Source organism: Micromonospora sp. HUAS YX12 (assembly GCF_040215685.1).
Classification (GTDB): domain Bacteria; phylum Actinomycetota; class Actinomycetes; order Mycobacteriales; family Micromonosporaceae; genus Micromonospora; species Micromonospora tulbaghiae.
The window spans coordinates 4,958,933-4,983,658 of record NZ_CP157974.1 but is presented as its reverse complement, the minus strand read 5'-3'; the positions used below and the strand labels follow the sequence as shown (position 1 = coordinate 4,983,658).

The window sequence follows — 24,726 nt, the reverse complement described above, 5'->3', positions numbered from 1 at the left end:
CGCCGTCAGTACGGGCCCGGCCCATCCGGATCCCGGCGATGCAGCCACCGCTCCGGGCGGCCCGGGGAGACCTTCGTCCAGCAGCGCCGGAACACCGTGGGTGTGCCGGCCCGGACGAGAGGTCTCCCTTCGTCATGGCGGTGTCCTGGTGGATCTGGGCCGTACTCATGCTGGCGATCGCGGCGATGCTCGCCGTCGATCTGTTCCTGCACCGCGACAACCACGTCATCGGCTTCCGTGAGGCAGCGGTCTGGTCCGGCATCTGGATCGCCACCGGCCTGCTCTTCGGCGTCGTCCTCTGGGCCTGGCAGGGCGGTGACGTGGCCGGCACCTACTACGCCGGCTACCTGATCGAGAAGGCGCTGTCGATCGACAACGTCTTCGTCTTCGCGCTGATCTTCACCTACTTCGCCGTGCCCGCCGCGTTCCAGCACAAGGTGCTGTTCTGGGGTGTCATCGGCGCCCTGGTCTTCCGGCTGGTCCTCATCTTCGTCGGCGCCGAACTGCTCGAGACGTTCTTCTGGACCGCGTACGTGTTCGGCGCGTTCCTCGTCTGGACCGGCTACAAGATGGCGTTCCGCCACGACCAGCAGACCCCGCCGGACCGCAACCCCGTCGTCCGGCTGGTCCGCAGGGTCATGCCGACCGACCCGGCTTTCCACGGTGACAGGTTCTTCGCCCGGGTCGACGGCAGACGAGTCGCGACTCTGCTGTTCGTGGTCCTGATCGCGGTGGAGGCCACCGATCTGATCTTCGCAGTCGACAGCGTCGCCGCGATCCTGGCCATCACCACCAGCACGTTCATCGTCTGGACCGCCAACGCCTTCGCCATCCTCGGCCTGCGCAGCCTCTACTTCTGCCTCGCCGGGCTGTTGCGCCGCTTCGTGCACCTGCACTACGGCCTGGCCGTCCTGCTCGCCTTCGCGGGCGTGAAGTTGATCCTCTCGGAGACGCCGGTCGGCAAGCTGCCCATCCCGGTCACCCTCGGCGTGATCGTGGTGACGATCGCGGGGTCGATCGTGTGGAGCCTGCGCAGCACCGCTCCGGACACCGAAACGCGTGACGCCGACGCGGCCGGCTCTTCGCCGGGCGCGGCGCGCTGATGATCGGCGGCTCGTCGGCGCACTACCACCCGTCCATGGGCTCCAGTGGGGCATCTGTCGAAGCCGTCTTCTTCGGCACCTCGACCGTCCACCTGTCCGACGGGACGTCCGGAATCCTGATCGACGGCTTCCTGAGCAGGCCCTCGCTGCTCCGCGTCGCACTTGGTCGCGTTGCCCCCGACCTCGGGCGGATCACCGGTGCCCTCTCCCGAGCCGGTGTCAGCCTTCTCGACGCCCTTTTCGTCTCCCACTCCCACTACGACCACGCCATGGATGCCCCCGAGGTCGTCAAGCTCCTCGGGGGACGACTGTTCGGCTCCGAGTCGACTCTCCACGTGGGGCGCGGAGCGGGTCTCGGCGAGGAGTCGATGACGCGGATCGCCGACGGCGGCGAGCACACGGTCGGCGCGTTCACCGTGCGCGTGCTCGCCGGCATGCACAGCCCGGACAACAGGTTTCCGGGCACGATCGAGGAGCCGCTGGTGCCGCCGGTCAGGGCGAGCAGTTACCGCGACGGCGGATGCTTCTCCTTCTTCATCACCCACCCCGGCGGCTCGCTGCTGATCCATCCGAGTGCCAACTTCGTACCGGGCCGGTTCGACGGACTCGACGTCGACGTCCTGTATCTCGCCGTAGGCGCCCTCGGGGTGCAGCCGCAGCGGTTCCAGAGCGACTACTGGCGGCACGTGGTGGAAGCGACCCGGCCGAGCCTCATCGTGCCGATCCACTGGGACGACTTCTTCGTGTCGCTGGACCGCAGGCTGCGCCCGCTGCCGGCCGTCTTCGACAGGTTCGCCGTGACGAAGGCGTACCTCGACCGCAAGAGCGCGGAGAGCGGCATCCCGGTGCGGTTCCAGGACGCCTTCGAGGTGATCAGGCCGTTCGCGCGTTAGGACGCGCTCTGCTCACACACCGCGCCTACCGACAACCGCGCAACGGCTTCCCGTCCCTGGGAGCGGATCACGAGTGGCACGCACGCCGGAACCGCCACCCAGGTGCCGCCGGTGAAGACCGACCATGCGGACGGCGACCCGGCGGCGGGGCACGCCTCGACCTGCACCGTGTTCACCGGTTCCGCGCCCGCGCCCCAGCCGATTCGGGCTCGGCCCTCCCATCCGGGTGACACCTGAACCTCGGCGGGCGCTCCGACCCGTACGAGGAGGCCCCACTTGGCGAAGAGCCGAGTCGGCCCCGGGTCATCAGATGACGCAGCGGGTTGCAGGACTTCCGACGACACCGCGACGGTGTCCGCCACCACGCGGTACGACTCGCCCGGATCCGCCACGGTGGCAACGGAGTCGTCGCACGACAGGCGCTGCCCGCCCTGGGGCAGCGGTGACAGCAGTGGGCCTTGCGAGCCGGTGCTCGTGGAAGCGGCGGCTCCAGGTCGTGCCGGGCCGTTTCCGGTCGTGCAGCCGGTCGCCGCCAGCAACAAGCAGGCGGCCACGGCGAGAGGTTCCCGTCTCCATCGGTCGGCCGGCACCCCTCGATCCTGCCAAACGTCGATACGGAAGCAACCCGAGCCCGCGAGTGAGTTATCGGAATACCGGTAGCGATAATCCGTTAATCCATCCGGCCAAATCGGACGAAACGGTGCTGCACCATAATGACAGTTATGTGCGCGTGGTGACGTGGAAGTGGGAGCCGACGCCTGACGGGTATTGTCGCGGCCATGATCCGCGGAGCGGTGTTCTTTGATGTCGATGGAACGCTGACGCCGACCAGCAGCGGCCAGCACCTCGCCGAGCTCGTCGGCAATGCCGAGGAGATCGCACAGATACAAGCCGGCTACGGGGCCGGCACCTTGAGCAGTGACGAGGCGTGCGTGCTCGAAGCTCGGGGGTGGGCAGGCAGGGCACCCGCTGGAGCACAGGCGTTTCTGGAGTCGTTGCCGCTGGTGGACGGCATAGTGGAGACGGTTTCGTGGTGCCGGGCTCACTCACTCGTGCCTGTACTGGCCACGCTGGCCTGGGACTTCGTCGGCACCTACCTGTGCAGCCGCTTCGGCTTCGACCGAACGTGCGGACCACGCCTGCAGATAGTCGATGGTCGCTACAGCGGTGAGGTAGCGGAACAGTTCGACGAGCAGGCCAAGCGGGATTTCGCCGTCAGGGTGGCCGCCGATTTACGACTTGGTGCGCGATAGCTGACTGACCCGCTTCGATCATGGAAACGGCCGTGCGGGACGATCATGATTGTGACGTCAAGGGGCCCGCACGGCCTTGTCCCATCGTATCTGTACCGGCATCCCTGGGCGCAGGCTGGGCAAGCTGATCGCTGAACTGGCCGACCCGTGGACAGGCCAGCAGGAATCCCGGCTGCGCGAACGTCGCGGCGGTGACCGGGTCCGCGCGCCCGGCGCCGGCCCGGGCCACGACCTGACCTTCACCGATCGGGTCATCACGACCCTGGTGGTGTTGCGTTTCCAACTTCCGCACGCCGCGTTGGCCCTGTTCTACAACGTCGACCGGGCCACCATCACCCGCGCCGTGGGTGAGATCCGGCCACTGCTGGCCGCGCGAGGCTTCGCCGTACCCGGCAAGCCGGAACTGCGGCTGCGCACCCTGGCAGATGTGTTCGCCTACGCCGCCGCCGAGGGTGTCGAACTGCGCATCGACGGCACCGAGGTTCAGGTCCGCCGGCCCAAGGCCAACCGGCCCGGCCGACGAGCGTTCGTGTCAGGCAAGAAGAAACAAAACACCATCAAACCCACCGTGATCAGCGACGGCGAAGGCCGGTTGCTGTGGTGCGGGGCCACCCGACCGGGGCGGATGCACGACGTCACCGCGCTGCGCACCGAGGGCATTGAGGACCTGCTGCGGCAGTATCCGAACGTGCGCGCCAAGGTCGACTCCGGCTACCAGGGCCTGGCCCGCGACATCCCCGACCAGGTCACCGCGCCGCCGAAGAAACCACCAAAAGACGCCACCGAAGCTCAACTCGCCGAATAGGGGTGTCAGTAAGAAACGTGTTACCAGCCGCAAACGCGGGTGATCTCAGTACTGCTCACGGGGTGGCGCCGGTGGGGAGTTGGTGGCGGGCTCGGCCGGCGGCGCGCAGCTCACGCAGGTCGGGGATGTGGTTGTAGAGAGTGCCGGGACTGACGCCGAGTAGCCGGGCGATGGCGGTGACGCTGGCGTCGGGGTTGGGCAGCATGTCTCGGGCGGCGCGGATGATCTCGGGTGTGATGACGCTGGGGCGCCCGCCGACCCGTCCGCGGGCGCGGGCGGCGGCCAGGCCCTCGCGGGTACCGGCGACGATCAGCTCGCGGATGAACTCGGCGAGGGCTGCGAAGACGTGGAAGACCAGTCTGCCGCCGGGCGTGGTGGTGTCGAGGTTCTCGTGCAGCGAGGTGAACCCGATGCCGCGGCGGCGCAGGTCCCCGACCGTGGCGATCAGGTCTTGCAAGGAGCGAGACAGCCGGTCCAGGGATGGCACGACGAGGGTGTCGCCGGGGTGCATGAAGTCCAGACAGGCGACGAGCTCGGGCCGGTCGGTGTCGCGGCCGGACTGCTTCTCGGGAGGACGCAGCCGCAGGGCGGGGGCCGGCCGGGTCGGTGGCAACGACCGAGGCATCTGACGCTCTTGGGCGATTCCTTCGTTGCTGGTTGTGATGTCGCGGCTGGTGCCGGACATAAGCACAGTAGGAGGTGCCATGGACGGCAGCGAAGACCGATTCACCGAGTTGTACGAGCGCCATCACGGTGACGTATGGCGATATGCCGCTCGGCGGGTCGTCGAGTCTGACGTCGGCGACGTGGTTGCCGAAGTCTTCCTCGTTGCGTGGCGCCGCCTGCGTGATGTTCCTGCGGAGTCCGCCCTGCCGTGGTTGTACGGGGTGGCTCGGCTGGTGTTGGCCAACGAGGCCAGGAGCCGTCGACGGTGGCGGGAGTTGACGCTGCGCGTTGCGGCGGAGCCGGATCAGTCGGTGGTGGCGGATCACGCGGACGAGGTGATCAGCCAGCGTGACGTCGCGGTGGCGTTTGATCAGGTCCCGGACGGCGACCGGGAAGTTCTTCGGCTGGTTGTCTGGGAGCGCCTGACCGCTGCCGAGGCGGCGGTCGTTCTCGGGTGCTCGCGGGCGACGTTCGCGATGCGGCTGATGCGCGCCAGGCGCCGGCTTCGGTCGCAGCTGGGTGTGGTCGGTGTCGAGGTGGCGGGGCGGACGTCGCAGACGGCGCCGTCGATGTCGAATTGGGGTGGATGAGGTGAAGGCCATCGATGAGGTGCGTCAACTGTTGGGCGGCCTGGATCCCGCACGGGACAGCCAGCCCGAGGACGAGGAGCGTCGCGCGCGGGACCTGGCGCGCATTCTTGCCTCCGACCGCGCCGACCGCCCGGCCAGACGGGCGGTGCCGCGACGTCGTCTCGTGCTGGCGGCCGGCGGAGTGGTCCTGGCGGTGGCTGCTGGTGGGGTAGCGCTGGAGACGGCTCGGGAGCCGCAGCCGGCGTACGCGGCCACTCCCGCGATCCTCATCTACGGCCCGCCGGCGAGCACGGAATCGGCCAGTATCCGGTTGCGGCGCCTGGCCGAGGTGGCGGCGCGGCAGCCGGATCCGGCGCGGCCACCCGGGACGGTGGAGCACCTGGAATCGGCGAATTGGTTCCTGAACTCCTCGATCACGGGCGGGCGGACGACGTCTGCTGTCGTGCCGGAGCAGTGGCGGTCCTGGCGGACCGACGACAACGCCGGTCGGATGATCAAGAAGGCGCTGCCACCGACGTTCCGCTCCGACGCCGACCGTAGGGAGTGGCAGCGGCGGGGTGGCCGGGTCGACTCGTCGCAGGAGGTGAACGATTACGTGGCTGGCCAATTCACCCCCCGCTGGCAGGGTGCGGTGCCGACGGACGTCAATGCGCTGCGCGAGTGGCTCACCGCAGGGGGGTCGCCGCCTGAGGCGCCGGTGCAGTACCTGGAGGACGTCGCCGAGCTCGCCGGTGTGCGGCTGCTGAACCCCGCGCAGCGCGCGACGACGCTCAGGCTGTTGGCTGACCTTCCGGGCATCACGGTGACCGGGACCGTCACCGACCGGGCTGGGCGCGCTGGGGAGGCGTTCTCGATCACGTCCGATGCCCACGGGCTGCCTGCCCAGTACACAGTGATCATCAATCCTCGGTCCGGTGCCCTGCTCGGGTACGAGGAGGTGCTGACCACGACCGCCGGCATGTTGCACGTGACAATCCCCGCGGTGATCACGTATCGCTCGTACCTGGTCGCTGAATACGCCGCGATGCCTCGCTGATACGAGGTCGGGTGGGTGGCGTCGTGGAGACGTCACCCACCCGACGGTCGAGGTGGTGCTGCTCAGGTCAGGGCATCAGCCGTGGATGTCCTCGGCCCTGTCGTTGTAGCTGCCGATGTTGGATGACGCAGTGCAATCGCCCATGTGGAAGTTGTTGCCGGCGCCGTCGCCGAGGGTGCCGCTGTCGCTGCCCGAGCACCCCCAGGGATCGCCACCCTGGTTGTTAACGAACGACGTCGTCTTGTCTTGGAACGCCCAGTTGTCCAGGTCGTGCCAGTACTCGTCGCTGAACTGGAGCTTCTTGCCCCCGAAGTTCTGGTGCTCGTAGATGCACAACCAGTTGTTGTCACACCCGTGCCAAGCGAGGGTGCCAATGGGGCCGGCGGCTCCCCGCGACGCGGCGGTCGCATCCGAGAGGGGGCCGATGCATCAGTCGCTCGCTGGGCGTGGAGTGCTCGTTGACGGGGTGACGGCGGCGACGACCAGGTCGACGATGCCGTCGGCGTACTCGCCGGTCAGTGGGCCGTTGCGCAGCAGCCAGCGGTGGTAGAGCGGGCCGAACAGCAGCTCCACCACTTGGTCCAGCGCGGCGTCGGGGCGGACCTGGCCGGCCTCGCGGGCGGCCTCCAGGCGTACGCGGACCGCGTTCAGCTGGGGGCGGAGCAGCCGGTCGCGTGCCTGGCCGGCCAGATCCTCGTCGGCGAGGGTCTCGATGGTGATGGCGCGGGTGGTGGCGGACAGCCGTGGATCGGCGAACTCTGCGACGGTGGCCCGGAGAACCTGGCGCAGGTCGGCCCGCAGGTCGCCGGTGTCGGGCAGGGCGATGACCTCCGGCATGGCGTCGGCGAGCGCGTCCAGGATGACCGCGCCCTTGCCGCGCCACCAGCGGTAGATGGTCTGCTTGCCGACCCCGGCGCGGGCGGCGATCGCCTCGACGGTCAGGGCCTGGTAGCCGGTCTCGGTCAACAGTTCCAGCGCGGCGGCGAGGATCGCGCGGCGGGACCGCTCGTTGCGGCGGGTGGGCTGCGGTGTCACCCCGAGAGGCTACAACGAGACGAGACGTATCGTCTTGACGGGGCAGCGGGGCTGTGATCTTCTCAACGAGACGCAACGTCTCGTCTCAGTAAGGGTCAGGAGAGCACTTGCCGCACATCGCCATGGTCAGCATCCCGTTCCACGGCCACGTCAACCCGAGCTTGGAGATCATCCGTACGCTCGTGCAGCGCGGCCACCGGGTCACCTATGCCAACGATCCCGCCTTCGCGGAGGTCATCCAGCGCACCGGCGCGGAGCTGAAGCCGTACGCCTCGACGCTGCCCGGCGACGGCGGCGCCGGAATCGACGATCCGATCGACCAGCTCACGCTCTTCCTCGACGATGCCGTCGCCATGCTGCCGCAACTGCGGGCCGCCTACGCCGACGACCGGCCCGATCTGTTCCTCTACGACATCGCCGGCGCGCCGGCGCGGCTACTCGGGGAGCAGTGGGGGATTCCGGCCGTCCAACTCTCCTCCACGTTCGTCGCCTGGGACGGCTACGAGCAGGAGATGGCTCCCGTCGTGGAGGCGATGCGGGCCGATCCGCGCGGCGCCGCCTACCACCAGCGGTTCACGGCGTGGCTGACCGCGGAGGGTTCGTCGGTCACCGACAGCATGGCGTTCCAAGGGCGGCCGGTCCGCAGCCTCGTCCTGCCGCCGGAGGCGCTCCAGCCGAACGCCGACCGGGTGGACCGGTCGGTCTACAGCTTCGTCGGCCCGGTCCTGGGCGACCGCTCCGACCAGGGATCATGGGTACGACCGGAGCACGCCGAGAAGGTGCTGCTCGTCTCGCTCGGCTCCGCCTTCACCCGGCAGCCCGAGTTCTACCGCCGCTGCGTCGCCGCGTTCGGTGACCTGCCCGGCTGGCACACCGTCCTGCAGATCGGCGAGCACGTCGATCCCGCCGAACTCGGTCCCGTCCCGGACAGCGTCGAGGTCCACCGGTGGGTGCCGCAGCTGGCCGTACTGGAGCAGGCGGATGCCTTCGTCACCCACGCCGGCATGGGCGGCAGCAGCGAAGGTCTCCACTGCGGGACGCCGATGATCGCCGTACCGCAGGCGGCCGACCAGTTCGCGAACGCCGAGCAGCTGGCCGCCCTCGGCGTCGCCCGGGTCGTCGACTCGGCCACCGTCACCGCCGCGGAGCTCCGCGAGACGTTGCTCGCCCTCACCTCGGACCCCGCCGTGGTGGCCCGCAGCGCCGAGCTGAAGCGGCAGGCCCGCGCCGCCGGTGGCGCCGGCCGGGCCGCCGACCTGATCGAGGCCGAGCTCACCGCGGCGCGCGGCGCTGCCGGGCGGCGCGCCGCGAGCGGCGGGTGAAGCGTGGTCGCGGCGGCCGGGTACCGCCGCGACCACGCCCCGGTCAGTCCTCCGCCAGTACGGTGAAGGTGAAGGCGGAGCTGGTCGGACGCTTCAGCGGGATGTCGCACTTGACCCGGCGCAGCACCTCGGGCCGGGTGAGGGCGAACCTGCGCGCGATGAGCCGGTCCGGGCGTACCGGCACCGGATCGTCGAAGGTGACGTCCACCTGGACCGGCCACCCGTCCAGCGGCACCGTGGGCGCGTCAAGCGTCCACGCGTCCGTCCAGTCCAGGGTGAAGCGGCAGCGCCGGGCGAACCACGGGTCGAGCAGCGTGGCCGCCACCAGGCCGGGATCGTTGAGGTGGTGGCCGTGCAGCCGGGCGGGATCGAGTGACTTGACTGTCGCTCGTTCGTGGACGGTGAGCTTGATGGTGCGGTTGCAGGACACGCAGCGGACCAGCAACCAGACGTCGAGCAGCTTGCCGTTGGCGTTGACGCGGAACCTGCCGTCGCCGGCGGTGGCCGACTCCGCCCCGCAGCTCCCGCAGCGCAGCGTCAGTAGGGGAAGGCGGGTCCGGCGGACGAGCCAGGACAGCACGATATGCGGTTGGGAAGACATGAGACCTGATCTCTGAAGACCTGACGCGAGGCCGATTAGGCGCGGCCTCGGACGCTGTGGCCGGGCGCGCGAGGGCAGCCCGGCGAGCCGGCGCAGGCACCGGCTACAGGCGTGGGGAACGTGTCAGGTTCTAGAGAGCAGGAGGGGTCACGCGGAATCGTCCTTCGTCGCTGCGACAGGGGTGCAGGGAACGTACGGCAAGGCCGAAACCACTCTCAACCCGTTTTCCGGCGTCAGAAGTGGAGGCGGCGGCCGCCGCCGGCCCGCACTGACCCGTCCGATCGAGCATGGGGCCGCCCCCGGTACTCCCGGGGGCGGTTCCTTCGTGCGTACGGTCAGCGTTCGGTGCGGTCGTTGATCTCGGTACCGGACTCGCCGGGCATGGCGCCGATCGCCTCCTCGGCGGCCCGGCCGCCGGTGCTCTCGTCGCCCTGCGTCAGCGAGCTACGGGGCAGCCCGGCCAGGTGAGCCGGATCCTCGATCGGCTGGGGCGGCCACTGGTCCTGCGTACCGTCGCTCACCCCGGCGCGGCGCAACGCCTCGACCAGTTGGTCCGGCGGCAGACGGTCGACCTCCTGTATGCCGGCCCCGCGCGCAATCGCCTGCAGTGTCTTCAGGTCTTCGCTCACGAATGTCTCGGCCATGCCCGAGCCTTCCCGGCGCCCAAGACAAGGAAACCGGCGGCCTGCCCACCCAGCCGTCGATCATGAAGTTGTACCGGGCAAAACGGACGCCAGACACCGTCAAGTTCATGATCGACGCGGGCCGGGCCGGGTGGGTCTGGGGGGTTCGGTCAGTGGCGGGCGGGTTTGCGGTCGGGGCGGGGGCGGTCGCGTTCCGGGTCGACGCCCACCTGCACGGCGAAGGCCGGGTCCACGGCGAGCAGCGGCCGGGGGCCGAACAGCGCCATCCCGGTCAGCAGCGTGCCGGTGTCGCGGCCCTGCCAGACCGGGCGGCGCTCCGGGTCCAGGGCGGCGTGCTCGCGGCGCAGCCGCCGCAGCAGCCGGCGGGCGGCGGCGCCGGTCTCCGGCACCTCGGTCAGCCACCAGGCGCCCAGCGCGGTGGCCAGGCAGCACAGCAGCAGCCCGGCGACCGAGGCCGGACTGCCGGCGGAACGCCCCTCGACCGCGCTGTCCACGAGCCGGGTCAGCCCGACCGCGGCGACCGCGAACAGCGGCACCGTGCCCAGCGCGATCCGCCGCCGCTGCGCGCGGGTGAGCAGCCAGCCGTCGCGGACCAGCCGCCCGACCGTACGGCGCAGCGCCCGGCCCACGGCCGGGTCGGCGAGCACCGCCGCCCAGGTCTGCGGGCGGCGCAGCGCGGTGTGCAGGGCGCGCACCAGCGCGGGCGAGCCGGGCGGGGGCGGCCCCTGCGCGTGCAGGGTGGCGAGTTCGCCGACGTCGATCCCGCCCGCGCGGCGCAGCGCGGCCACCCCGACCTGGCAGGCCAGCAGCGCCCGGTCGGTCAGGTACGCCAGCTCGACCCGGTCGGGTGTGGCACCCCGGGTACGGCGGCCGGTCAGTTCGCGTACCGCCAGGGCGATCACGACGGCCACGGCGACCGCGCCGAGGTAGTCGAGGAGGAAGATCGGCCCGCTGACTCCCCAGAGCATGGCGGCAAGTATCTCAGGAGCCGTGGCGTACCTCGGTGTCCCAGATCTGTGACCACGGACGCCGCAGGCCCCGCGCGACGAGGATCGGCTCGCCGTTCTCGTCGTTGTCGACGTCGACCCGCTGGTCGACCCGGCCCGCCTCGGTGACCTCGGTGAACCAGGCGCGCAGCGGCTCCGGCCGGGACCAGCCGACGACGATCACCACGTCGGCGTCGTCGGGCGGCCGGCCGAACGTGGCCATGCTGTTGTGCCCGGAGTACGCGCGGGGCAGTCCCCGGGCCGGCCCGTAGCGGGCCAGCGCGCCGGCCTCGCCGTAGTTGCCGGTCAGCACCACCGCCCGGTCGCGCTCGGCCGGGGGCAGCGCGCGGTGCACGGCGGCCACCGAGTCGGCGAACTCGGGCCAGCCGATGGTCTCGCCCGCGTCGTAGTTGACCGCGACCACGAACCCGGGCAGCCGGTCGGCCGGCAGCGTGGGTAGCAGCAGCACCGCGCTGCTCGCGGCCATCAGCACGGCGGCGGTGACCAGCAGCGCCTGCCGGACCCGGGCCGCACCCCGCCGCGCCCACTCGACGGCCGGCACCACCCCGGCGGCGGTGAGCACCAGCAGCAGCGGCGCGTCGTAGTAGCCCTTGCCGCCGGCCACCACCACGATCGCGACCACCACCAGCCACGCCCAGGCCAGCGACCGGTACGCCGCCCAGGACGGCCGGCGCAGCAGCGCGACCAGCCCGGCGATCCACACCGGAACCGCGAACGGGCTGGTGATCAGGAACTGGAGCACCACCGCGTCGGCCCGGCCGCTGTAGGAGCTGTCGCCGCCGGCGATCGACGCGGCGACGTCGAACTGCGGGAAGCCGTGCGCGGCCTGCCACGCCGCGTACGGCACGGCGAGCAGCACGGCGACGCCCGCTCCGGCGAGCACCCACCGGTCCCGCAGCAGCCGGCGCGGCCCGGCGATCAGCAGACCGGCGACCAGGCCCACGCCGAGCAGGGCGGGCAGCGGCTTGTTGAGCAGGCCGGCGCCGAGCGCGAGCCCGGCGCCGAGCGCCCACCGGGTGTCGCCGGTGCGCAGCATCCGTACCACGCAGAGCGCGGCGGCCAGCCACACCAGCAGGTCGACGCTCGTGGTGCTGAGCAGGTGGCCGCCGGCCAGGACGATGCCCGAGGCGGCGGCGAGCACCGCCGCGGCCGTCTGGGCGACGCGGCCGGCGCCGAACTGCCGGGCGATCGCGGCGACCAGGACCACCGCCGCGCCGCCGATCAACGCCGACGGGGTACGCAGCACCACCCTGTTGCCCGGCGCGATCGTGTCGGCCAGCCGCGCCAGGGCCGGCACGAGCGGCCCCTGGTCGACGTAGCCCCAGTCGAGGTGCCGTCCGCACAGCAGGAAGTACAGCTCGTCGCGGTGGTAGCCGTAGCGGCCGGCGAGCGACAGCAGCACGGCGGTGAGGACCGCGCCGACCGCCAGGGGCGCGACGGTACGCGGACCGGCGGGCGGCGGGCCGGCGGGCGCGGCGGCCTCGCTCCGATCGATGTCGGCGACTGATTCGGCCACCTGCCCATGATGGCCCCGCCCGGTGGTTCGCCGATGCCCCGCCGCCCTCGGCCGGGTGGACGGAAACCGGTGGCCGGACGGCCGGGGCGGCGGCTAGCGTGCGCGCCGATGCTCATTCGTGACTACACCGGCGCCGACTGGGACCAGGTCTGGCCGATCCTCGCCGACGTCGTCACCGCCGCCGACACGTTCGCGTACGACCCGGACTGGCCGCCGGAGACGGCGCGCGAGGTGTGGGTGGAGCGTCCGCCGGGGCGTACCTCGGTCGCGGTGGACCACGACGGCGCGGTGCGCGGCACCGCGAAGATGGGCCCGAACCGGCCCGGGCCGGGATCGCACGTGGCGACGGCGAGTTTCATGGTCGCGGCGGACGCCCGCGGCCGGGGTGTGGGCCGGGCGCTGTGCGAGGAGGCGCTGGACTGGGCCCGCCGGCAGGGTTTCGCCGCGATGCAGTTCAACGCCGTGGTGGAGGCCAACACGGCGGCCGTGGCGCTGTACCGGCGGCTCGGCTTCACCGTGATCGGCACCGTGCCGGAGTCGTTCGCCCACCCGACGCTGGGACGGGTGGGGCTGCACGTCATGCACCGGCGGCTGTGAGCGCGGGCCGGAACCGCCGGGGGCCGGGGCTCGGGGCAGCGGCGGCACGAAAACGCCTCGCCGGATCCGGCGGGTTGGTGACAGGCTGCCCGCCATGACCGCTCATGCCCTCGCCGGGGCGCTCGCCGACGAGCGCCGCCGGACCGTGTTCGCCGCGATCGTGCTCGGCGCCCGCGACGTGCCGGCCGTGGTGGCCCGCACCGGCCTGCCCGCCCGCGACGCCGCCGTGGCCGTCCACCGTCTCACCGACGCCGGGGTGCTCGCCGACGACGGGGGCGGGCTGCGGGTCGACGCCGAGCGGCTGCGCGAGTTCGCCCGGGCGGGGGCGGCGGCACCGGCGGTCCCGGCCGCGAACCCGCGCGAGACGATCCTGCGCACGTTCCTGCGCGACGGCGCGCTGACCCGGCTGCCCGCGCAGCGGGGGCGCCGCCGCGTGCTGCTGGAGCACATCACCGAACGCACCTTCGAGCCCGGGCGGCGCTATCCGGAGCGGGAGGTGGACGACGCGCTGCGCCGGTGGTGCGAGGGCGGCGAGGCCGACCACGTGACGCTGCGCCGCTACCTGATCGACGACATGCTGCTGACCCGCGAGCAGGGCGTCTATTGGCGGACCGGGCCGTGACCGGCTGGAGCACGCACGTCGCGCGCCCGGACGGGCCGGACGCGATGGTCCTGTTGCGCGAGTACATGGCGGAGATGGTGCGCCGCTGGTACGGCCGCCCGGAGCGGCCGGGCGAGGTGGACGCCGCGCTGGCCGAGCACCCGAGCGACGACCTGGCCCCGCCGGCCGGTCTGCTGGTGCTGGCCCGCCGTGACGGGTCGCTCGCCGGCTGCGCCGGCCTGAGGTGGCAGCCGGGCTGGGCCGAGCTGACCCGGGTGTACGTGCGCCCGGAGCACCGGGGCGCCGGAGGCGGGGCGGCGCTGATCGCGGCGATCGAGGCGTACGCGGCCGGCGGCGGGGCGACGCGGATCCGGCTGGACACCCGCTCCGACCTGGTCGAGGCGCGTGCCCTGTACGCCCGGCACGGCTACCGGGAGATCCCCGCCTTCACCAGCGGCCCGTACGCGCAGCACTGGTTCGAGAAGGCGCTCGCGACCCGAGTTGACGACGACGCTGAGGCGCGCTAAAACAGAACAGGAACTTGAGTCACCCGGACTCAACTTGAGACCTTGGGCCAGGAGAACCGAGGAGGCAAGAGCCATGTTGATGCGTACCGACCCGTTCCGCGAGATCGACCGGATCGCCGAGCAGTTCTTCGGCACCACCGCCCGGCCCGCCGTGATGCACCTGGACGCGTACCGCGACGGTGACCACTTCTACGCGGCGTTCGACCTGCCCGGCGTGGACCCGGACAGCATCGACTGCACGGTCGAGCGCAACGTGCTGACCGTCCGCGCCGAGCGCCGCCGTCCCACCGGCGAGAACGTCGAGCTGGTCGCCGCCGAGCGTCCGATGGGCACGTTCACCCGGCAGCTGTTCCTGGGCGACACGCTCGACACCGACCGGCTGGAGGCCGGCTACGACAACGGGGTGCTGACGCTGCGCATCCCGATCGCCGAGCGCGCCAAGCCGCGCCGGATCACGGTGAGCACGCCCGCCGAGAGCAACGGCCACCGCCAGCTCACCACCGCCTGAGCACGTCACGCCGACGCGCGGGGGAGGCCGGGGCACCGGCCGACCCCGCTTCGTCGTACCGTCGGGTCAGCGCGCCTCGTCGCCAAACCCCCCGTCGGCTGAGAACCTTTCTCACATGCTTCGCCCCGAGGTGCTGCCCCGCGCCCGCCCCGCCGCCCTGCCCGCCGGCCCGGCCGACGTCACCGAGGCGTGGCTGCGCAACCGGCGGCTGTCCGAGCACACCCGCGACGCGTACCGCCGCGACGTCACCGGCTGGCTGACCTGGTGCGCCGAGCACGCCGTCGACCCGCTGCGGGCCACCTTCCTCGACGTCAACACCTACGGCCGCGAACTGGAGTCCACGCCCCGCGGCCGGGCCGGCCGCCCGCTCACCCCGGCAACCGTCGCGCGGCGGCTGTCCGCGCTGTCGAGCTGGTACGACTTCCTCGTCAAGCTGGGCGCCGTGCCCGCCAACCCGGTGTCGGCGGCGGACCGGCCGCGCGTCGACCGGGACCACTCCGCCACCGTCGGCCTGACCCCCGACGAGGTCGACGCGCTGATCGCCGCCGCCGAGGCCGACACCGGCCCGGCCGCCGCCCGCAACCGGGCCGCCGTCGCGCTGCTGGCCGACCTGGGGCTGCGGGTCGGGGAACTGGTCGCGCTGGACGTGTCCGACCTGGGCACGGAGCGCGGTCACCGCAGCGTCCGCTTCGTCGGCAAGGGCGGCAAGGTACGCCGGCGCGCGCTCACCCCGGGCACCGCGTACGCGGTCGACGCCTGCCTGGCCGCACGGGCCACCGCGCAGGGTGTCACGGTGCCGGAGCTGACCGGGCCGCTGCTGGTCACCGCCACCGGCGGCCGGATGGACCGGCACGCCGTGTTCCGGCTGGTGCGCCGCCTCGCGCAGCAGGCCGGGATCGCCGCGTGGGCGAAGTTGTCGCCGCACTCGCTGCGCCACGCGTTCGCCACCACCGCGCGCTCCGAGGGGGTGCCGCTGGAGGACGTGCAGGACGCGATGGGGCACGCCGATCCGCGTACCACCCGCCGCTACGACCGGGACCGGCACAACCTGGACCGCGATCCGGCGTACGCGATCTGGGCGGCCCGGGCCCGCCGCCGCGGCTGAACCGTCGCACCCGCACCGTAGGGTGCCGGCGTGCGACACGGACTGGAGATCGCCTGCGGAGGCGGCACGCTGACGGTGGCCGAACTCGTGGCGCTCGGCGAGCTGGCCGAGCGGGCCGGCTGGGACGGGGTGTTCCTGGAGGACTACCTCGTCCACCACGCCGGGGTCGACCCACCCACCTGGGATCCGTGGCTGGTGCTGGCGGCGATCGCCGGGCGCACCGAGCGGGTGCGGCTGGGCACTGCGGTGACCGCGCTGCCCCGGCGCCGACCGGCCAAGCTGGCGCGGGAGGTGCTCACCCTCGACCACCTCTCCGGGGGCCGAGCCGGCGTCGCGGTCGGAGTCGGCGACCCCGGCGACCGGGGCCTGGCCGCGTTCGGCGAGCCCACCGACCTCAAGACCCGCGCCGCGATGCTCGACGAGGGCCTCGACCTGCTGGTGGGGCTGCTCGGCGGCGAGCCGATCACGCACCACGGGGTCCACTACCGGGCCGAGGGCGTGGCGCTGCGTCCCCCGCCCGTGCAGTCGCCCCGGGTGCCGTTCTGGGTGGGTGGCAGCACCCAGGCGAAGGCGGTGCTGCGGCGGGCCGAACGGGCGGACGGGATCGTGCCCTACAAGCTGACCGACACCGACGGCTGGTCGGACTTCACGCCCGATGAGGTGGCCGGCCTGGTCGCGGCGTTGCCGGCCCGCCGCGCGGACGGGCAACCGTTCGACGTGGCCGTCGGCGGCCGGCGGCGACGCCCCGACGAGCGCGCCGAGCGGGCCTACCTGGCACGACTGGCGGCGGCGGGCGCCACCTGGTGGCTGGAGTACGTCCCTGCCGCTGATCCGGCCGCGATGCGGGCCGCGGTGCTCCGCGGCCCGCTGCGCTGATCGGTCAGCCCTGCGGGCGGGGGCAGAGGCAGAACGGCTGCCCGATCGGGTCGAGCAGCACGGTCCACCGCTCGCCGCCGGGCTGGAACTCGGGCCGGGTCGCGCCGGCCGCCACCAGCTCCTTCTCCGCCACCGCCACGTCGTCGACGTAGAGGTCCAGGTGGTAGCGCTTGTCGCCGCTCTCGTCCGGCCAGGCCGGCGGCGTGTACCCGGGCACCAGGCCGAACCCGATCGCCGGGCCGTCCTTCACGATCATGGCGTACTCGGCCTCGCTGTGGGTTATCTCCCACCCCAGCGCCTTGGCGTAGAAGGCGGCGTGCGCGGCCGGGTCGGAGCTGTCGAGACTGATCATGGCGATGTCGGCGTGAGCTGTCATGCGAACAGTCTGCCGCCGATGCCCGCCGTTTGCTGTCCGGTACGAGCGCGCGTCGCAACCGGCTGCGCGTCACCGTCCGGTTGCCTACCGTCGACAATGATGGGCAGGCAGCGGGAGTGGCACCACACGGCCCGGCGTCGCCGGCCGCTACGCGCGGGCGTGCTGATCGCCGGTCTCGGCGTGGGCACCTGCCTGATCGGGGTGGCGGGGCTGGCGGCGTGGAACGCGCAGGTGGTGCTCCAGGCCGACGGGCCGGTGCGGGAGACCGCCGACGGGTTCTTCCGCGACGTCGCGGCCGGTGACACCGACGCGGCGTACGAGCGGCTGTGCGCCGAGGCCCGCGGCAAGTGGAGCCGCACCGGTTTCGGGAGCTGGGTGCGGACCCCGCCGCAGGTGAGCGGCTACGAGATCGTCGACGTGTCGGTGGCGACCCGGTCCGGCAAGCCGACGGGGACGGTGATCGTGCGGATCAACCGCGACGGCGGCGGCAGCGAGGAACGTGAGTTGCCGGTGGTGCCGGAGGACGGGTCGTGGCGGGTGTGCGGGGATCCCTTCTGAGGCTCAGGCACGCGGGCCGAGGTCCCCCGAGCGGTAGTGGCGCCGGCACAGCACCTGGTAGCGCACGTCGGCGGTGTCCACGGTGTCGCCGATGACGACCTGCGCGCCCTCGCGGACCACCCGGCCGTCCACCACGCGGGCGTTGAGCAGCCCTTCCCGGCCGCACCAGCACAGCACCTCGACCTGGATACGGGCCACCTCGTCGGCCAGCTCGAACAGCCGCTGCGCGGCCGGGAACAGGCAGGAGCGGAAGTCGGTGGCCAGGCCGAAGGCGTAGACGTCGACGTCGAACCGGTCGACCAGCTCGGCCATCTGCTCGATGTGTTCGAGGTTGTAGAACGAGGCCTCGTCGCAGATCAGGTAGTCCACGCGTACCCCCTCGGCCCACGCGTCGCGGACCAGGACGCGCAGGTCGAGGTCGTCGGTGACCTCGACGGCCTCGTGGGCCAGGCCGATCCGGGTGGTGACCTGCGGGCCCAGCGAGCGGTCGATGCGGGTGGTGACCAGGCCGCGGCGGCCCTGCCGGGCGTGGTTGTGGTTCATCTGCAACGCCATGGTGGACTTGCCGCAGTCCATCGGCCCCCAGAAGAACTTGAGCGCGGCGGCGTGCAGCGGCCGGCCGTCGACGCCGCGGGCGGCGGCGCAGCCGGTGGCTCGGTCGTCGCCGGGCCCCGGCAGGGGGCGGGCCAGGCAGGTCGGGGCGGCGTCGTCGGTCACGTCGGGGCAGCCTAGTCCATCGACGCCGCCTGATCTGGTCCGCGATGATCCACAGGTCGGGGCGCGGGTCACAGCACCCGGGGCGGGGTGTTGCCGGCGGCGATGATGGCCCGGCGCATCGGCACGGCGGCCAGCAGCGCGAAACCGACCACGAAGAAGATCAGCAGCGACACCAGGCCCACCCGGTACGACGAGGTGAGCTGGAAGACCAGGCCGAACGCCAGCGGGCCGAGCCAGCTGGTGCCCTTGTCGCTGATCTCGTAGAAGCCGTAGTACTCGCCCTCCTTGCCGGCCGGGATGAGCTGGCTGAACAGCGACCGGCTCAGCGCCTGGCTGCCGCCGAGCACCAGGCCGATGCAGCCGCCGAGGATCATGAACGGCACGGGCGCCTCGGCCGGCAGCCGGAACGCGGCGATGATCACACCGGTCCAGAGCACCAGCGACAGCAGCACGGTCTTCCAGGCGCCGATGCGCTTCGCGAGCGCGCCGAGAGCGAGCGCGCCGCCGAAGGCGAGGAACTGCACCAGCAGGATGGTCACGATCAGCGTGCTCTGGTCCAGCCGCAGTTCCTCGGTGCCGTACTGGCTGGCCAGGGTGATGACGGTCTGGATGCCGTCGTTGAAGACCAGGAACGCGAGCAGGAAGAACAGCGTCAGCGGGTACGTCTTGAGTTCCCGCAGGGTGCGCCCGAGCTGCCGGAAGCCGTCGGTGAGCACGTTGCCGCCGGCTTGCAGGGCCGCGGCGGTGGGGTGTTCGCGCAGCCAGCGCAGCGGGACCAGGGTGAACGCGGCCCACCACACGCCGGCCGACACGATCGACCAGCGGGCCAGGTCCAGCGTGCGCTGGGCGTTGCCCTCCTCGCTGAGCATGGTGACCGCGACCAGGTTCAGCGCGAGCAGCAGCCCGCCGCCGAGGTAGCCGATGGCCCAGCCGCGGCTGGAGATCCCGTCGCGCTCGTCCGGGCCGCCGAGCTGCGGCAGGAACGAGTTGTAGACGACCACGGCGGCGCCGAAGGAGATGTTCGCGATCAGGAACAGCGCGCCGCCGAGCAGGTAGCGCTCGCCGGTGACGAACGCGAACGCGATGGTCGCGGCGGCGCCGGTGAACGCGGCGGCGGCGAGCAGCCGCTTCTTGTGCGCCGACCGGTCGGCGATCGCGCCGACCACCGGCAGCACGAACACGGTGAGGAAGACCGACAGCGAGATCAGGTACGGGTAGAACGAGCCGGCGGCGACCTTGATGCCCAGCGGGTACACCGCGCCGTCGCAACTGTCCGCGCCCAGTTCGCAGCCGGCGGCGAGTTCGGTGACCGTGGTCAGGAACGGCCCGAGGAAGACCGTGATGACTGTGGTCTGGAACGCGGAGTTCGCCCAGTCGTAGAAGTACCAGCCGGTGCGCTCGCGGCGGGTGCTGCCCGGTCCGGCGGGGTCGGCGACGGCGGGGGTGACCGTATCGGCCATCGGGGGTCGTCCTCGGGGGCTCAGGCGGCCCAGTGGCCGCGACTGCTATAGACGTCACGGAGCACGCTGACGTGATCGGTCATGATGCCATCCACACCAAGGTCAAGTAAGTGGTGCATCTGGGCGGGTTCGTCGATCGTCCAGACGTGCACCTGCAACCCGATCCGGTGGCAGTACGCGAGGAACCGCCGGTCGACCACCGGCACCCGGCCGAAGGAGACCGGCACCTGCGCGGCCACCACGGACGGGGGCAGCCGCAGGGGCCGCCCGTGCAGCGAGGCCAGCCGCAGCCGGGCCACGCCGCGCATGCCGAGGCTGGTGGCGGCCTTCGGCCCGGCCAGCGTCTGCAGCCGGGCCAGCCGGGCGTCGCTGAACGAGGCGAGCAGCACCCGCCCGCCCGCGCCGGCCCGGGTCACCACGGCGACGGTGGGCTCCGCGGCGCCGTCGGACTTCACGTCGATGTTGAACCGCACCTGCGGCCAGGCGGAGAGCACCTCGTCCAGTCGGGGCACCAGGGCGGCCCCGCCGACGCGTACCGAGGACAGGTCGGCCCAGCGCAGGTCCGCGATGCGGCCCGGCTCGCCGGTGACCCGGCGAAGCGTCGGGTCGTGGAAGACCACGGGTACGCCGTCGGCGGTGGCGTGCACGTCGGTCTCCACGTACCGGTAGCCGAGGGCGACGGCACGGGCGAACGCGGCGGCGGTGTTCTCGTCGCCGTCGGCCGCGCCGCCGCGGTGGGCGAACGCCAGCGGCGCGGGCGCGTCGAGGTAGCCGTGACGGGGCTGCACGCGGGCAGTATGCCGGGCTCGGGTGGCGCGCACATGGCCGGGCGGTGAAATTACCTATCGTTCCCTAACGCCGCTAGGATAGGGTGCGATGAGTAACGACATGTACTCGGTGGAGCAGGTCGCTGACCTGCTCGGCCTGCACGTGCGCACCGTGCGCGGCTACATCCGCTCCGGCCGGCTGCGGGCCACGCGGATCGGCAAGCAGTACCGGATCGCCCGCGCGGACCTGGACGCGCTGACCGGCCGGCCCGCCTCGCCCTCGGCGCCGGGCGCGGAGGTGTCGAGCATCGTGCGCCTCGACGGCGTCGACCGGGCCGCCGCCGACCGGCTCGGCACGCTGGTGCTGGCCGGTGTGAACACCCACCACGACCCGGACCGTCCGCTGCGCGTGCAGACGGTCCACGACGAGGAGCGGCACCGCATGACCATCGTGATCCTGGGCGACCTCACCGCCACCGCCGACCTGCTGCGCCTGCTCGACGGGGTGCTCGACGGCGGCAACGGCCTGCTCGGCGGCGGGGAGCACGGCCGTGGCTGACCTGATGCAGGAGCGCGCCGGCGTGCCGGTGCTGGTCTGCGACCCGGACGGCCCGCCGATCGCCACCGAGCGCGACGCGCTGGACCTGATCGGCGCGGCGTTCCTCGGCGCGACCGTGGTGGCGGTGCCGGCGCAGCGGCTCGACCCCGGCTTCTTCACGCTCGGCACCCGCTTCGCCGGTGAGGTGATGCAGAAGTTCGTCAACTACCGGCTGCGCCTGGCGATCGTCGGCGACATCTCCGCACACCTATCGCGCAGCGGCGCGCTGCGGGCGCTGGTGGCCGAGTCCAACCGGCACGACCAGGTGTGGTTCGTGCCGGACCTGGCCACGCTCGACGCCCGGCTGCGCACCACCACCTGACCCCACCCACCCCGCCCGGCCCCGCCCGGCCTCGCCTCGCCTCGCCGATCTTGCGCTTGCGGCCCTCGTCGGGGGCGGTTGGCCGGGTTTGCCCAGGCACCAACTGCAAGGTCGACGGCGGCGCGCAGCGGGCCGGCGCGGCCGGGGTCGGGCAGGGTGCGCCGGGTCAGCCGGACCGGCCCTACCCGACGCCCGCGTCACGGGTTCCGGGCGGCGGGTAGGGCCGCTCCGCGAGCAGCCGGGCCAGGTGGGCGCTGTTGAGCGCCAGCGCGGCGGTGGTGCGGCCGGTCGTGTCGGGTTTGGGGCGGGCGTCGACGTAGTCGGTCTTGTGCAGCGCCTCCCCGACCCAGTAGGTGGCCCCGGCCGCCGGGCAGGTGAACCCCACCTCGTTGAGGGCCTGCTGCACCTCGCCGATGGTGTGGTGCGCGCCGTCCTCGTTGCCGACCACGGCCACCCCGGCGACCTTGCCGTAGGTGCGCAGGCGGCCCTGGTCGTCGGTCTCCGACAGCTCGGCGTCCAGCCGTTCGAGGACCATCTTGGTCACCGACGAGGGCTGACCGAGCCAGATCGGGGTGGCGATGATCAGGATCTGGGCGGCGAGCAGCTTGGCGCGGATGGCGGGCCAGCCGTCGCCGTCGCCCTCGTCGACGGAGACCCCGAAGCGCACGTCGTGGTCGACCACCCGGACGATCTCGCCGTCGACGCCCTGCTCGGCCAGCGCGTCGAGCACCTCCTGACCGAGCACCTGTGCACTGGACGTCGCCGGGGAGCGCTTCAGGGTGCAGTTGAGAACGAGTGCTCGGACAGCGGTCATGGCCAGGTCCTCTCCGCGTACGGGGTGCGCGGCTTGATACCCGCCACCGCGGCCGGAATGCGTCAGCAGGCGCGGCGGCGGTGCGCGCGACTGTCGTCCACCGGGCGGCCGGGGTCGACGTGCCGGGGCCGATCGGGCTCGTCGGGGCGCAGCGCCACGAGATCCTCGGTGATCGCGTCGATGATCCGGTCGGTGGCCTGCCGGGCCGCGCCGGGGGAGCCCGACCGCAGGTCGTCCAGCGGCACCGGGGCGCCGAAGTGCACCCGGATGGCGGGCCGGCGGACGACCGCCCGGGCCACCGCGCCCAGCATCCCCTTGGGCGCCCGGTAGGGCAGCACCTCGTGCGAGCCCCACTGGGCGACCGGTACGACGGCGGCGCCGCTGGCGAAGGCGAGCCGGGCCGCGCCGGTCTTGCCACGCTCGGGCCACATGCCCGGGTCGAGCCCGATGCGTCCCTCCGGGTAGACCAGCACCGCCGACCCGCCGGCCACCGCCTGGGCGGCGACGTCCAGGGAGCGGTGCACCGCGGCGGTGCCCCGATCGACGCGGATGTGCCCGGCGCGGCGCATCAGCGCCCCGATCACCGGCGCGCGGAACAGCCCGCCGGTGGCCATGATCCGGGGTGCGACGCGCCGGACCCGGCAGGCGGCGGTGAGCACCACCGGGTCGAACGGGCTGATGTGGTTGGCGGCCAGGACCAGCGGGCCGTGGCGCAGCGCGTCGGGCACGTCGCCGGTGACCTCCAGCCGGCCGACCAGCCCGACGACGGCGCGGGCGAGCGTCTGCGCGCCCCGCCACAGCAGCGGCGCGCGCCAGGGGGTGCTGTTCATCAGTGCTGGATGGTCGCACGCGCGGGCACGGCCGTGGTGCCGGAGGGTGTCCTCCGGCAAGGGTGATCAGGGTCATTGGTCCCGGGGCGTGTCGGGCCCTGCGGCCCTGCTGCTTTCGCTACGACGACGAGTAGTATCTACTACGTCTCGTAGTATGCGCAGCTGGGGGTATCAGGTGGACGCGTTGGACGTCGCCCGCTGGCAGTTCGGTGTCACCACCGTCTACCACTTCTTGTTCGTGCCGTTGACCATCGGCCTGTCCGTGCTGGTGGCCATCCTCCAGACCATGTGGCACCGCACCGGCAACGAGCGGTACCTCAAACTCACAAAGTTCTACGGCAAGCTCTTCCTGATCAACTTCGCGATGGGTGTGGTCACCGGCATCGTGCAGGAGTTCCAGTTCGGCATGAACTGGAGCGACTACTCCCGCTTCGTCGGCGACATCTTCGGCGCCCCGCTGGCCATCGAGGCCCTGGTGGCGTTCTTCCTCGAATCCACCTTCATCGGCCTGTGGATCTTCGGCTGGGACCGGCTGCCCAAGCGCCTGCACCTGGCCGCGATCTGGGCCGCCGCGATCGGCACCAACCTGTCGGCGTACTTCATTCTCGCCGCGAACTCGTTCATGCAGAACCCGGTCGGCTTCCGGATCAACCCGGAGAGCGGCCGCGCCGAGCTGACCGACTTCGTCGCCGTGCTCACCAACAAGGTCGCCCTGGTCACCTTCCCGCACACCCTGGCCGGCGCGTTCCTGGTCGCCGGTTCGCTGATGGTCACCGTCGGCCTGTGGCACGTGATGCGCAACCGCGACAGCGCCGACACCGGCGCGTACCGCTTCGCCACCAAGCTCGGCTCCTGGGTCGTCCTGTTCTCCTCGGCGCTGGTCGTCCTCACCGGCGACATCCAGGGCAAGATCATGACCGAGGTGCAGCCGATGAAGATGGCCGCCGCCGAGGGCCTCTACACCACCGAGAGCCCCGCCTCGTTCTCCGTGCTCACCGTCGGCAGCCTCGACGGCAGCCGCGAGCTGTTCGCCATCAAGATCCCGTACCTGCTGTCGTTCCTCGGCACCGGCGACCCCAACGGCACCGTGCAGGGCATCAACGACCTCCAGGCCCAGTACGCCAGCCAGTACGGCCCCGGCAACTACGCCCCGATCATCCCGGTCACCTACTGGAGCTTCCGCTTCATGATCGCCTTCGGGCTGGCCGCCGCCGCGATCGCGCTGCTGGTGCTCTGGAGCCAGCGCAAGGGCCGCACCCCCACCAGCAAGTGGCTGCTGCGCGCCGGCCTGGTCATGCCCGTGCTGCCGCTGCTGGCCAACTCCTTCGGCTGGATCTTCACCGAGATGGGCCGCCAGCCGTGGATCGTCTTCGGCGAGATGCTCACCCGTGACGGCGTGTCCCGCAGCGTCTCCCTGACCGAGGTGCTCACCTCCTTCACCGCGTTCACGCTCATCTACGCCGCCCTCGCGGTGGTCGAGTTCAAACTGCTGGTCCGCTACGCCCGCGCCGGCGTACCGGACGTCACCCCGCAGACCGACGACGACGACACCGACGACGCCGAGCGCCCGCTGGCGTTCGCCTACTGACACCCCGGAGC

At 72.2% G+C, this 24,726-nt stretch carries 30 protein-coding genes; 17 read left to right on the top strand and 13 right to left on the bottom strand.

The genetic code is table 11. From position 1 onward, the window contains the following. Nucleotides 1-134: 134 nt before the first annotated feature. The 4 genes from ABIH81_RS23810 (at nt 135) to ABIH81_RS23795 (ending at nt 4,054) form a co-directional block, all read left to right on the top strand. Nucleotides 135-1,103: a TerC family protein gene (locus tag ABIH81_RS23810; RefSeq protein ID WP_349877104.1), complete on the top strand. Its 969-nt coding sequence runs from the start codon at nt 135-137 to the stop codon at nt 1,101-1,103. Between the two features lie 35 nt (nt 1,104-1,138). After that, complete coding sequence (locus ABIH81_RS23805; protein WP_349877103.1) at nt 1,139-1,996, top strand: MBL fold metallo-hydrolase; 858 nt, start codon at nt 1,139-1,141, stop codon at nt 1,994-1,996. 779 nt (nt 1,997-2,775) lie between these two features. Then, on the top strand, nt 2,776-3,249 hold the full coding sequence (locus tag ABIH81_RS23800; RefSeq protein WP_349877102.1) for a haloacid dehalogenase-like hydrolase: 474 nt from the start codon (nt 2,776-2,778) through the stop codon (nt 3,247-3,249). Between the two features lie 76 nt (nt 3,250-3,325). Further along, nucleotides 3,326-4,054 carry a transposase family protein gene (locus ABIH81_RS23795; protein ID WP_349877101.1) on the top strand — a complete coding sequence of 243 codons (729 nt, stop codon included), beginning with the start codon at nt 3,326-3,328 and terminating at the stop codon, nt 4,052-4,054. A gap of 55 nt (nt 4,055-4,109) precedes the next feature. Here ABIH81_RS23795 and ABIH81_RS23790 read toward each other — a convergent pair whose 3' ends face one another. Next, nucleotides 4,110-4,679 (bottom strand): recombinase family protein, encoded by a 570-nt coding sequence (locus ABIH81_RS23790; RefSeq protein ID WP_349877100.1) that lies wholly within the window; start codon nt 4,677-4,679, stop codon nt 4,110-4,112. A 79-nt stretch (nt 4,680-4,758) separates the two neighbouring features. Between ABIH81_RS23790 and ABIH81_RS23785 the strand changes: the two genes are divergently transcribed. Both ABIH81_RS23785 and ABIH81_RS23780 read left to right on the top strand, forming a co-directional pair. Beyond that, entirely contained in the window at nt 4,759-5,310 is a 552-nt protein-coding gene (locus ABIH81_RS23785) for a sigma-70 family RNA polymerase sigma factor (protein ID WP_349877099.1), read from the top strand. Between the two features lies 1 nt (nt 5,311). Next, the gene (locus tag ABIH81_RS23780; RefSeq protein ID WP_349877098.1) at nt 5,312-6,346 is read left to right on the top strand and encodes a CU044_5270 family protein; all 1,035 of its coding nucleotides are present in this window, start codon (nt 5,312-5,314) and stop codon (nt 6,344-6,346) included. Nucleotides 6,347-6,421: 75 nt separating this feature from the next. On the opposite strand, the gene ABIH81_RS23775 is transcribed toward ABIH81_RS23780, so the two are convergent. Both ABIH81_RS23775 and ABIH81_RS23770 read right to left on the bottom strand, forming a co-directional pair. After that, nucleotides 6,422-6,682 carry a peptidase inhibitor family I36 protein gene (locus ABIH81_RS23775; protein ID WP_349877097.1) on the bottom strand — a complete coding sequence of 87 codons (261 nt, stop codon included), beginning with the start codon at nt 6,680-6,682 and terminating at the stop codon, nt 6,422-6,424. A 93-nt stretch (nt 6,683-6,775) separates the two neighbouring features. Next, nucleotides 6,776-7,381: a TetR/AcrR family transcriptional regulator gene (locus ABIH81_RS23770; RefSeq protein WP_349877096.1), complete on the bottom strand. Its 606-nt coding sequence runs from the start codon at nt 7,379-7,381 to the stop codon at nt 6,776-6,778. Nucleotides 7,382-7,488: 107 nt separating this feature from the next. Between ABIH81_RS23770 and ABIH81_RS23765 the strand changes: the two genes are divergently transcribed. Then, nucleotides 7,489-8,703: a macrolide family glycosyltransferase gene (locus tag ABIH81_RS23765; RefSeq protein WP_349877095.1), complete on the top strand. Its 1,215-nt coding sequence runs from the start codon at nt 7,489-7,491 to the stop codon at nt 8,701-8,703. Between the two features lie 43 nt (nt 8,704-8,746). On the opposite strand, the gene ABIH81_RS23760 is transcribed toward ABIH81_RS23765, so the two are convergent. From ABIH81_RS23760 to ABIH81_RS23745, 4 genes are all read right to left on the bottom strand, one after another. Continuing rightward, a complete protein-coding gene (locus ABIH81_RS23760) occupies nt 8,747-9,283 on the bottom strand; it encodes a DUF1062 domain-containing protein (protein WP_349877094.1) in 537 nt (178 codons plus the stop codon). Between the two features lie 356 nt (nt 9,284-9,639). Then, on the bottom strand, nt 9,640-9,948 hold the full coding sequence (locus tag ABIH81_RS23755) for a hypothetical protein (RefSeq protein ID WP_349877093.1): 309 nt from the start codon (nt 9,946-9,948) through the stop codon (nt 9,640-9,642). Nucleotides 9,949-10,097: 149 nt separating this feature from the next. Continuing rightward, a complete protein-coding gene (locus ABIH81_RS23750; RefSeq protein ID WP_349877092.1) occupies nt 10,098-10,916 on the bottom strand; it encodes a TIGR04222 domain-containing membrane protein in 819 nt (272 codons plus the stop codon). Nucleotides 10,917-10,929: 13 nt separating this feature from the next. Next, entirely contained in the window at nt 10,930-12,471 is a 1,542-nt protein-coding gene (locus ABIH81_RS23745; RefSeq protein WP_349877091.1) for a glycosyltransferase family 39 protein, read from the bottom strand. A 108-nt stretch (nt 12,472-12,579) separates the two neighbouring features. Here ABIH81_RS23745 and ABIH81_RS23740 point away from each other — a divergent pair, with 108 nt between their 5' ends. From ABIH81_RS23740 to ABIH81_RS23715, 6 genes are all read left to right on the top strand, one after another. Beyond that, a complete protein-coding gene (locus tag ABIH81_RS23740) occupies nt 12,580-13,068 on the top strand; it encodes a GNAT family N-acetyltransferase (protein WP_349877090.1) in 489 nt (162 codons plus the stop codon). A 94-nt stretch (nt 13,069-13,162) separates the two neighbouring features. Then, a complete protein-coding gene (locus ABIH81_RS23735; RefSeq protein WP_349877089.1) occupies nt 13,163-13,690 on the top strand; it encodes a DUF2087 domain-containing protein in 528 nt (175 codons plus the stop codon). Then, a complete protein-coding gene (locus ABIH81_RS23730) occupies nt 13,687-14,196 on the top strand; it encodes a GNAT family N-acetyltransferase (protein WP_349877088.1) in 510 nt (169 codons plus the stop codon). Before ABIH81_RS23735 ends, ABIH81_RS23730 begins: the two co-directional genes overlap by 4 nt. Before the next feature lie 73 nt (nt 14,197-14,269). Next, nucleotides 14,270-14,704, top strand: a complete 435-nt coding sequence (locus ABIH81_RS23725) for an Hsp20/alpha crystallin family protein (RefSeq protein ID WP_013286325.1) — start codon at nt 14,270-14,272, stop codon at nt 14,702-14,704. Between the two features lie 115 nt (nt 14,705-14,819). Further along, a complete protein-coding gene (locus ABIH81_RS23720) occupies nt 14,820-15,809 on the top strand; it encodes a tyrosine-type recombinase/integrase (protein ID WP_349877087.1) in 990 nt (329 codons plus the stop codon). Between the two features lie 30 nt (nt 15,810-15,839). Further along, nucleotides 15,840-16,685, top strand: coding sequence for an LLM class flavin-dependent oxidoreductase (locus tag ABIH81_RS23715; protein ID WP_349877086.1), 846 nt, complete (start codon nt 15,840-15,842; stop codon nt 16,683-16,685). A 4-nt stretch (nt 16,686-16,689) separates the two neighbouring features. Here the strand turns inward: ABIH81_RS23715 and ABIH81_RS23710 are convergent, their stop codons facing one another. Next, on the bottom strand, nt 16,690-17,061 hold the full coding sequence (locus ABIH81_RS23710; RefSeq protein ID WP_349877085.1) for a VOC family protein: 372 nt from the start codon (nt 17,059-17,061) through the stop codon (nt 16,690-16,692). Nucleotides 17,062-17,160: 99 nt separating this feature from the next. On the opposite strand from ABIH81_RS23710, the gene ABIH81_RS23705 reads away from it, so the two are divergent. Further along, the gene (locus ABIH81_RS23705; protein WP_349881185.1) at nt 17,161-17,619 is read left to right on the top strand and encodes a hypothetical protein; all 459 of its coding nucleotides are present in this window, start codon (nt 17,161-17,163) and stop codon (nt 17,617-17,619) included. A gap of 3 nt (nt 17,620-17,622) precedes the next feature. Here ABIH81_RS23705 and ABIH81_RS23700 read toward each other — a convergent pair whose 3' ends face one another. The 3 genes from ABIH81_RS23700 to ABIH81_RS23690 all read right to left on the bottom strand — a co-directional run bounded on the left by ABIH81_RS23700 (nt 17,623) and on the right by ABIH81_RS23690 (nt 20,584). Beyond that, on the bottom strand, nt 17,623-18,297 hold the full coding sequence (locus ABIH81_RS23700) for a thymidine kinase (RefSeq protein ID WP_349881184.1): 675 nt from the start codon (nt 18,295-18,297) through the stop codon (nt 17,623-17,625). 107 nt (nt 18,298-18,404) lie between these two features. Continuing rightward, a complete protein-coding gene (locus ABIH81_RS23695) occupies nt 18,405-19,796 on the bottom strand; it encodes an MFS transporter (RefSeq protein WP_349877084.1) in 1,392 nt (463 codons plus the stop codon). 20 nt (nt 19,797-19,816) lie between these two features. Next, on the bottom strand, nt 19,817-20,584 hold the full coding sequence (locus ABIH81_RS23690; protein ID WP_349877083.1) for a glycerophosphodiester phosphodiesterase: 768 nt from the start codon (nt 20,582-20,584) through the stop codon (nt 19,817-19,819). 88 nt (nt 20,585-20,672) lie between these two features. Between ABIH81_RS23690 and ABIH81_RS23685 the strand changes: the two genes are divergently transcribed. Both ABIH81_RS23685 and ABIH81_RS23680 read left to right on the top strand, forming a co-directional pair. Next, the gene (locus tag ABIH81_RS23685; protein ID WP_349877082.1) at nt 20,673-21,122 is read left to right on the top strand and encodes a helix-turn-helix domain-containing protein; all 450 of its coding nucleotides are present in this window, start codon (nt 20,673-20,675) and stop codon (nt 21,120-21,122) included. Beyond that, complete coding sequence (locus ABIH81_RS23680) at nt 21,115-21,483, top strand: DUF4180 domain-containing protein (protein WP_349877081.1); 369 nt, start codon at nt 21,115-21,117, stop codon at nt 21,481-21,483. Before ABIH81_RS23685 ends, ABIH81_RS23680 begins: the two co-directional genes overlap by 8 nt. 181 nt (nt 21,484-21,664) lie before the next feature. On the opposite strand, the gene ABIH81_RS23675 is transcribed toward ABIH81_RS23680, so the two are convergent. Both ABIH81_RS23675 and ABIH81_RS23670 read right to left on the bottom strand, forming a co-directional pair. Beyond that, a complete protein-coding gene (locus ABIH81_RS23675) occupies nt 21,665-22,297 on the bottom strand; it encodes an NAD(P)H-dependent oxidoreductase (protein ID WP_349877080.1) in 633 nt (210 codons plus the stop codon). Nucleotides 22,298-22,359: 62 nt separating this feature from the next. Next, the gene (locus ABIH81_RS23670) at nt 22,360-23,127 is read right to left on the bottom strand and encodes a lysophospholipid acyltransferase family protein (protein WP_349877079.1); all 768 of its coding nucleotides are present in this window, start codon (nt 23,125-23,127) and stop codon (nt 22,360-22,362) included. A 175-nt stretch (nt 23,128-23,302) separates the two neighbouring features. On the opposite strand from ABIH81_RS23670, the gene ABIH81_RS23665 reads away from it, so the two are divergent. Then, nucleotides 23,303-24,715: a cytochrome ubiquinol oxidase subunit I gene (locus ABIH81_RS23665; RefSeq protein WP_349877078.1), complete on the top strand. Its 1,413-nt coding sequence runs from the start codon at nt 23,303-23,305 to the stop codon at nt 24,713-24,715. The last annotated feature ends 11 nt before the right edge of the window (nt 24,716-24,726 follow it).

Excerpts from the sequence above, each read along its gene's own strand:
- ABIH81_RS23805 (WP_349877103.1), top strand. The coding sequence starts at position 1,139 with ATGGGCTCCAGTGGGGCATCTGTCGAAGCCGTCTTCTTCGGCACCTCG.
- ABIH81_RS23790 (WP_349877100.1), bottom strand. The coding sequence starts at position 4,679 with ATGCCTCGGTCGTTGCCACCGACCCGGCCGGCCCCCGCCCTGCGGCTG.
- ABIH81_RS23685 (WP_349877082.1), top strand. The coding sequence starts at position 20,673 with ATGAGTAACGACATGTACTCGGTGGAGCAGGTCGCTGACCTGCTCGGC.
- ABIH81_RS23800 (WP_349877102.1), top strand. The coding sequence starts at position 2,776 with ATGATCCGCGGAGCGGTGTTCTTTGATGTCGATGGAACGCTGACGCCG.
- ABIH81_RS23670 (WP_349877079.1), bottom strand. The coding sequence starts at position 23,127 with ATGAACAGCACCCCCTGGCGCGCGCCGCTGCTGTGGCGGGGCGCGCAG.
- ABIH81_RS23720 (WP_349877087.1), top strand. The coding sequence starts at position 14,820 with ATGCTTCGCCCCGAGGTGCTGCCCCGCGCCCGCCCCGCCGCCCTGCCC.
- ABIH81_RS23755 (WP_349877093.1), bottom strand. The coding sequence starts at position 9,948 with ATGGCCGAGACATTCGTGAGCGAAGACCTGAAGACACTGCAGGCGATT.
- ABIH81_RS23750 (WP_349877092.1), bottom strand. The coding sequence starts at position 10,916 with ATGCTCTGGGGAGTCAGCGGGCCGATCTTCCTCCTCGACTACCTCGGC.
- ABIH81_RS23810 (WP_349877104.1), top strand. The coding sequence starts at position 135 with ATGGCGGTGTCCTGGTGGATCTGGGCCGTACTCATGCTGGCGATCGCG.
- ABIH81_RS23710 (WP_349877085.1), bottom strand. The coding sequence starts at position 17,061 with ATGACAGCTCACGCCGACATCGCCATGATCAGTCTCGACAGCTCCGAC.
- ABIH81_RS23705 (WP_349881185.1), top strand. The coding sequence starts at position 17,161 with ATGGGCAGGCAGCGGGAGTGGCACCACACGGCCCGGCGTCGCCGGCCG.
- ABIH81_RS23695 (WP_349877084.1), bottom strand. The coding sequence starts at position 19,796 with ATGGCCGATACGGTCACCCCCGCCGTCGCCGACCCCGCCGGACCGGGC.
- ABIH81_RS23740 (WP_349877090.1), top strand. The coding sequence starts at position 12,580 with ATGCTCATTCGTGACTACACCGGCGCCGACTGGGACCAGGTCTGGCCG.
- ABIH81_RS23675 (WP_349877080.1), bottom strand. The coding sequence starts at position 22,297 with ATGACCGCTGTCCGAGCACTCGTTCTCAACTGCACCCTGAAGCGCTCC.
- ABIH81_RS23785 (WP_349877099.1), top strand. The coding sequence starts at position 4,759 with ATGGACGGCAGCGAAGACCGATTCACCGAGTTGTACGAGCGCCATCAC.
- ABIH81_RS23735 (WP_349877089.1), top strand. The coding sequence starts at position 13,163 with ATGACCGCTCATGCCCTCGCCGGGGCGCTCGCCGACGAGCGCCGCCGG.
- ABIH81_RS23725 (WP_013286325.1), top strand. The coding sequence starts at position 14,270 with ATGTTGATGCGTACCGACCCGTTCCGCGAGATCGACCGGATCGCCGAG.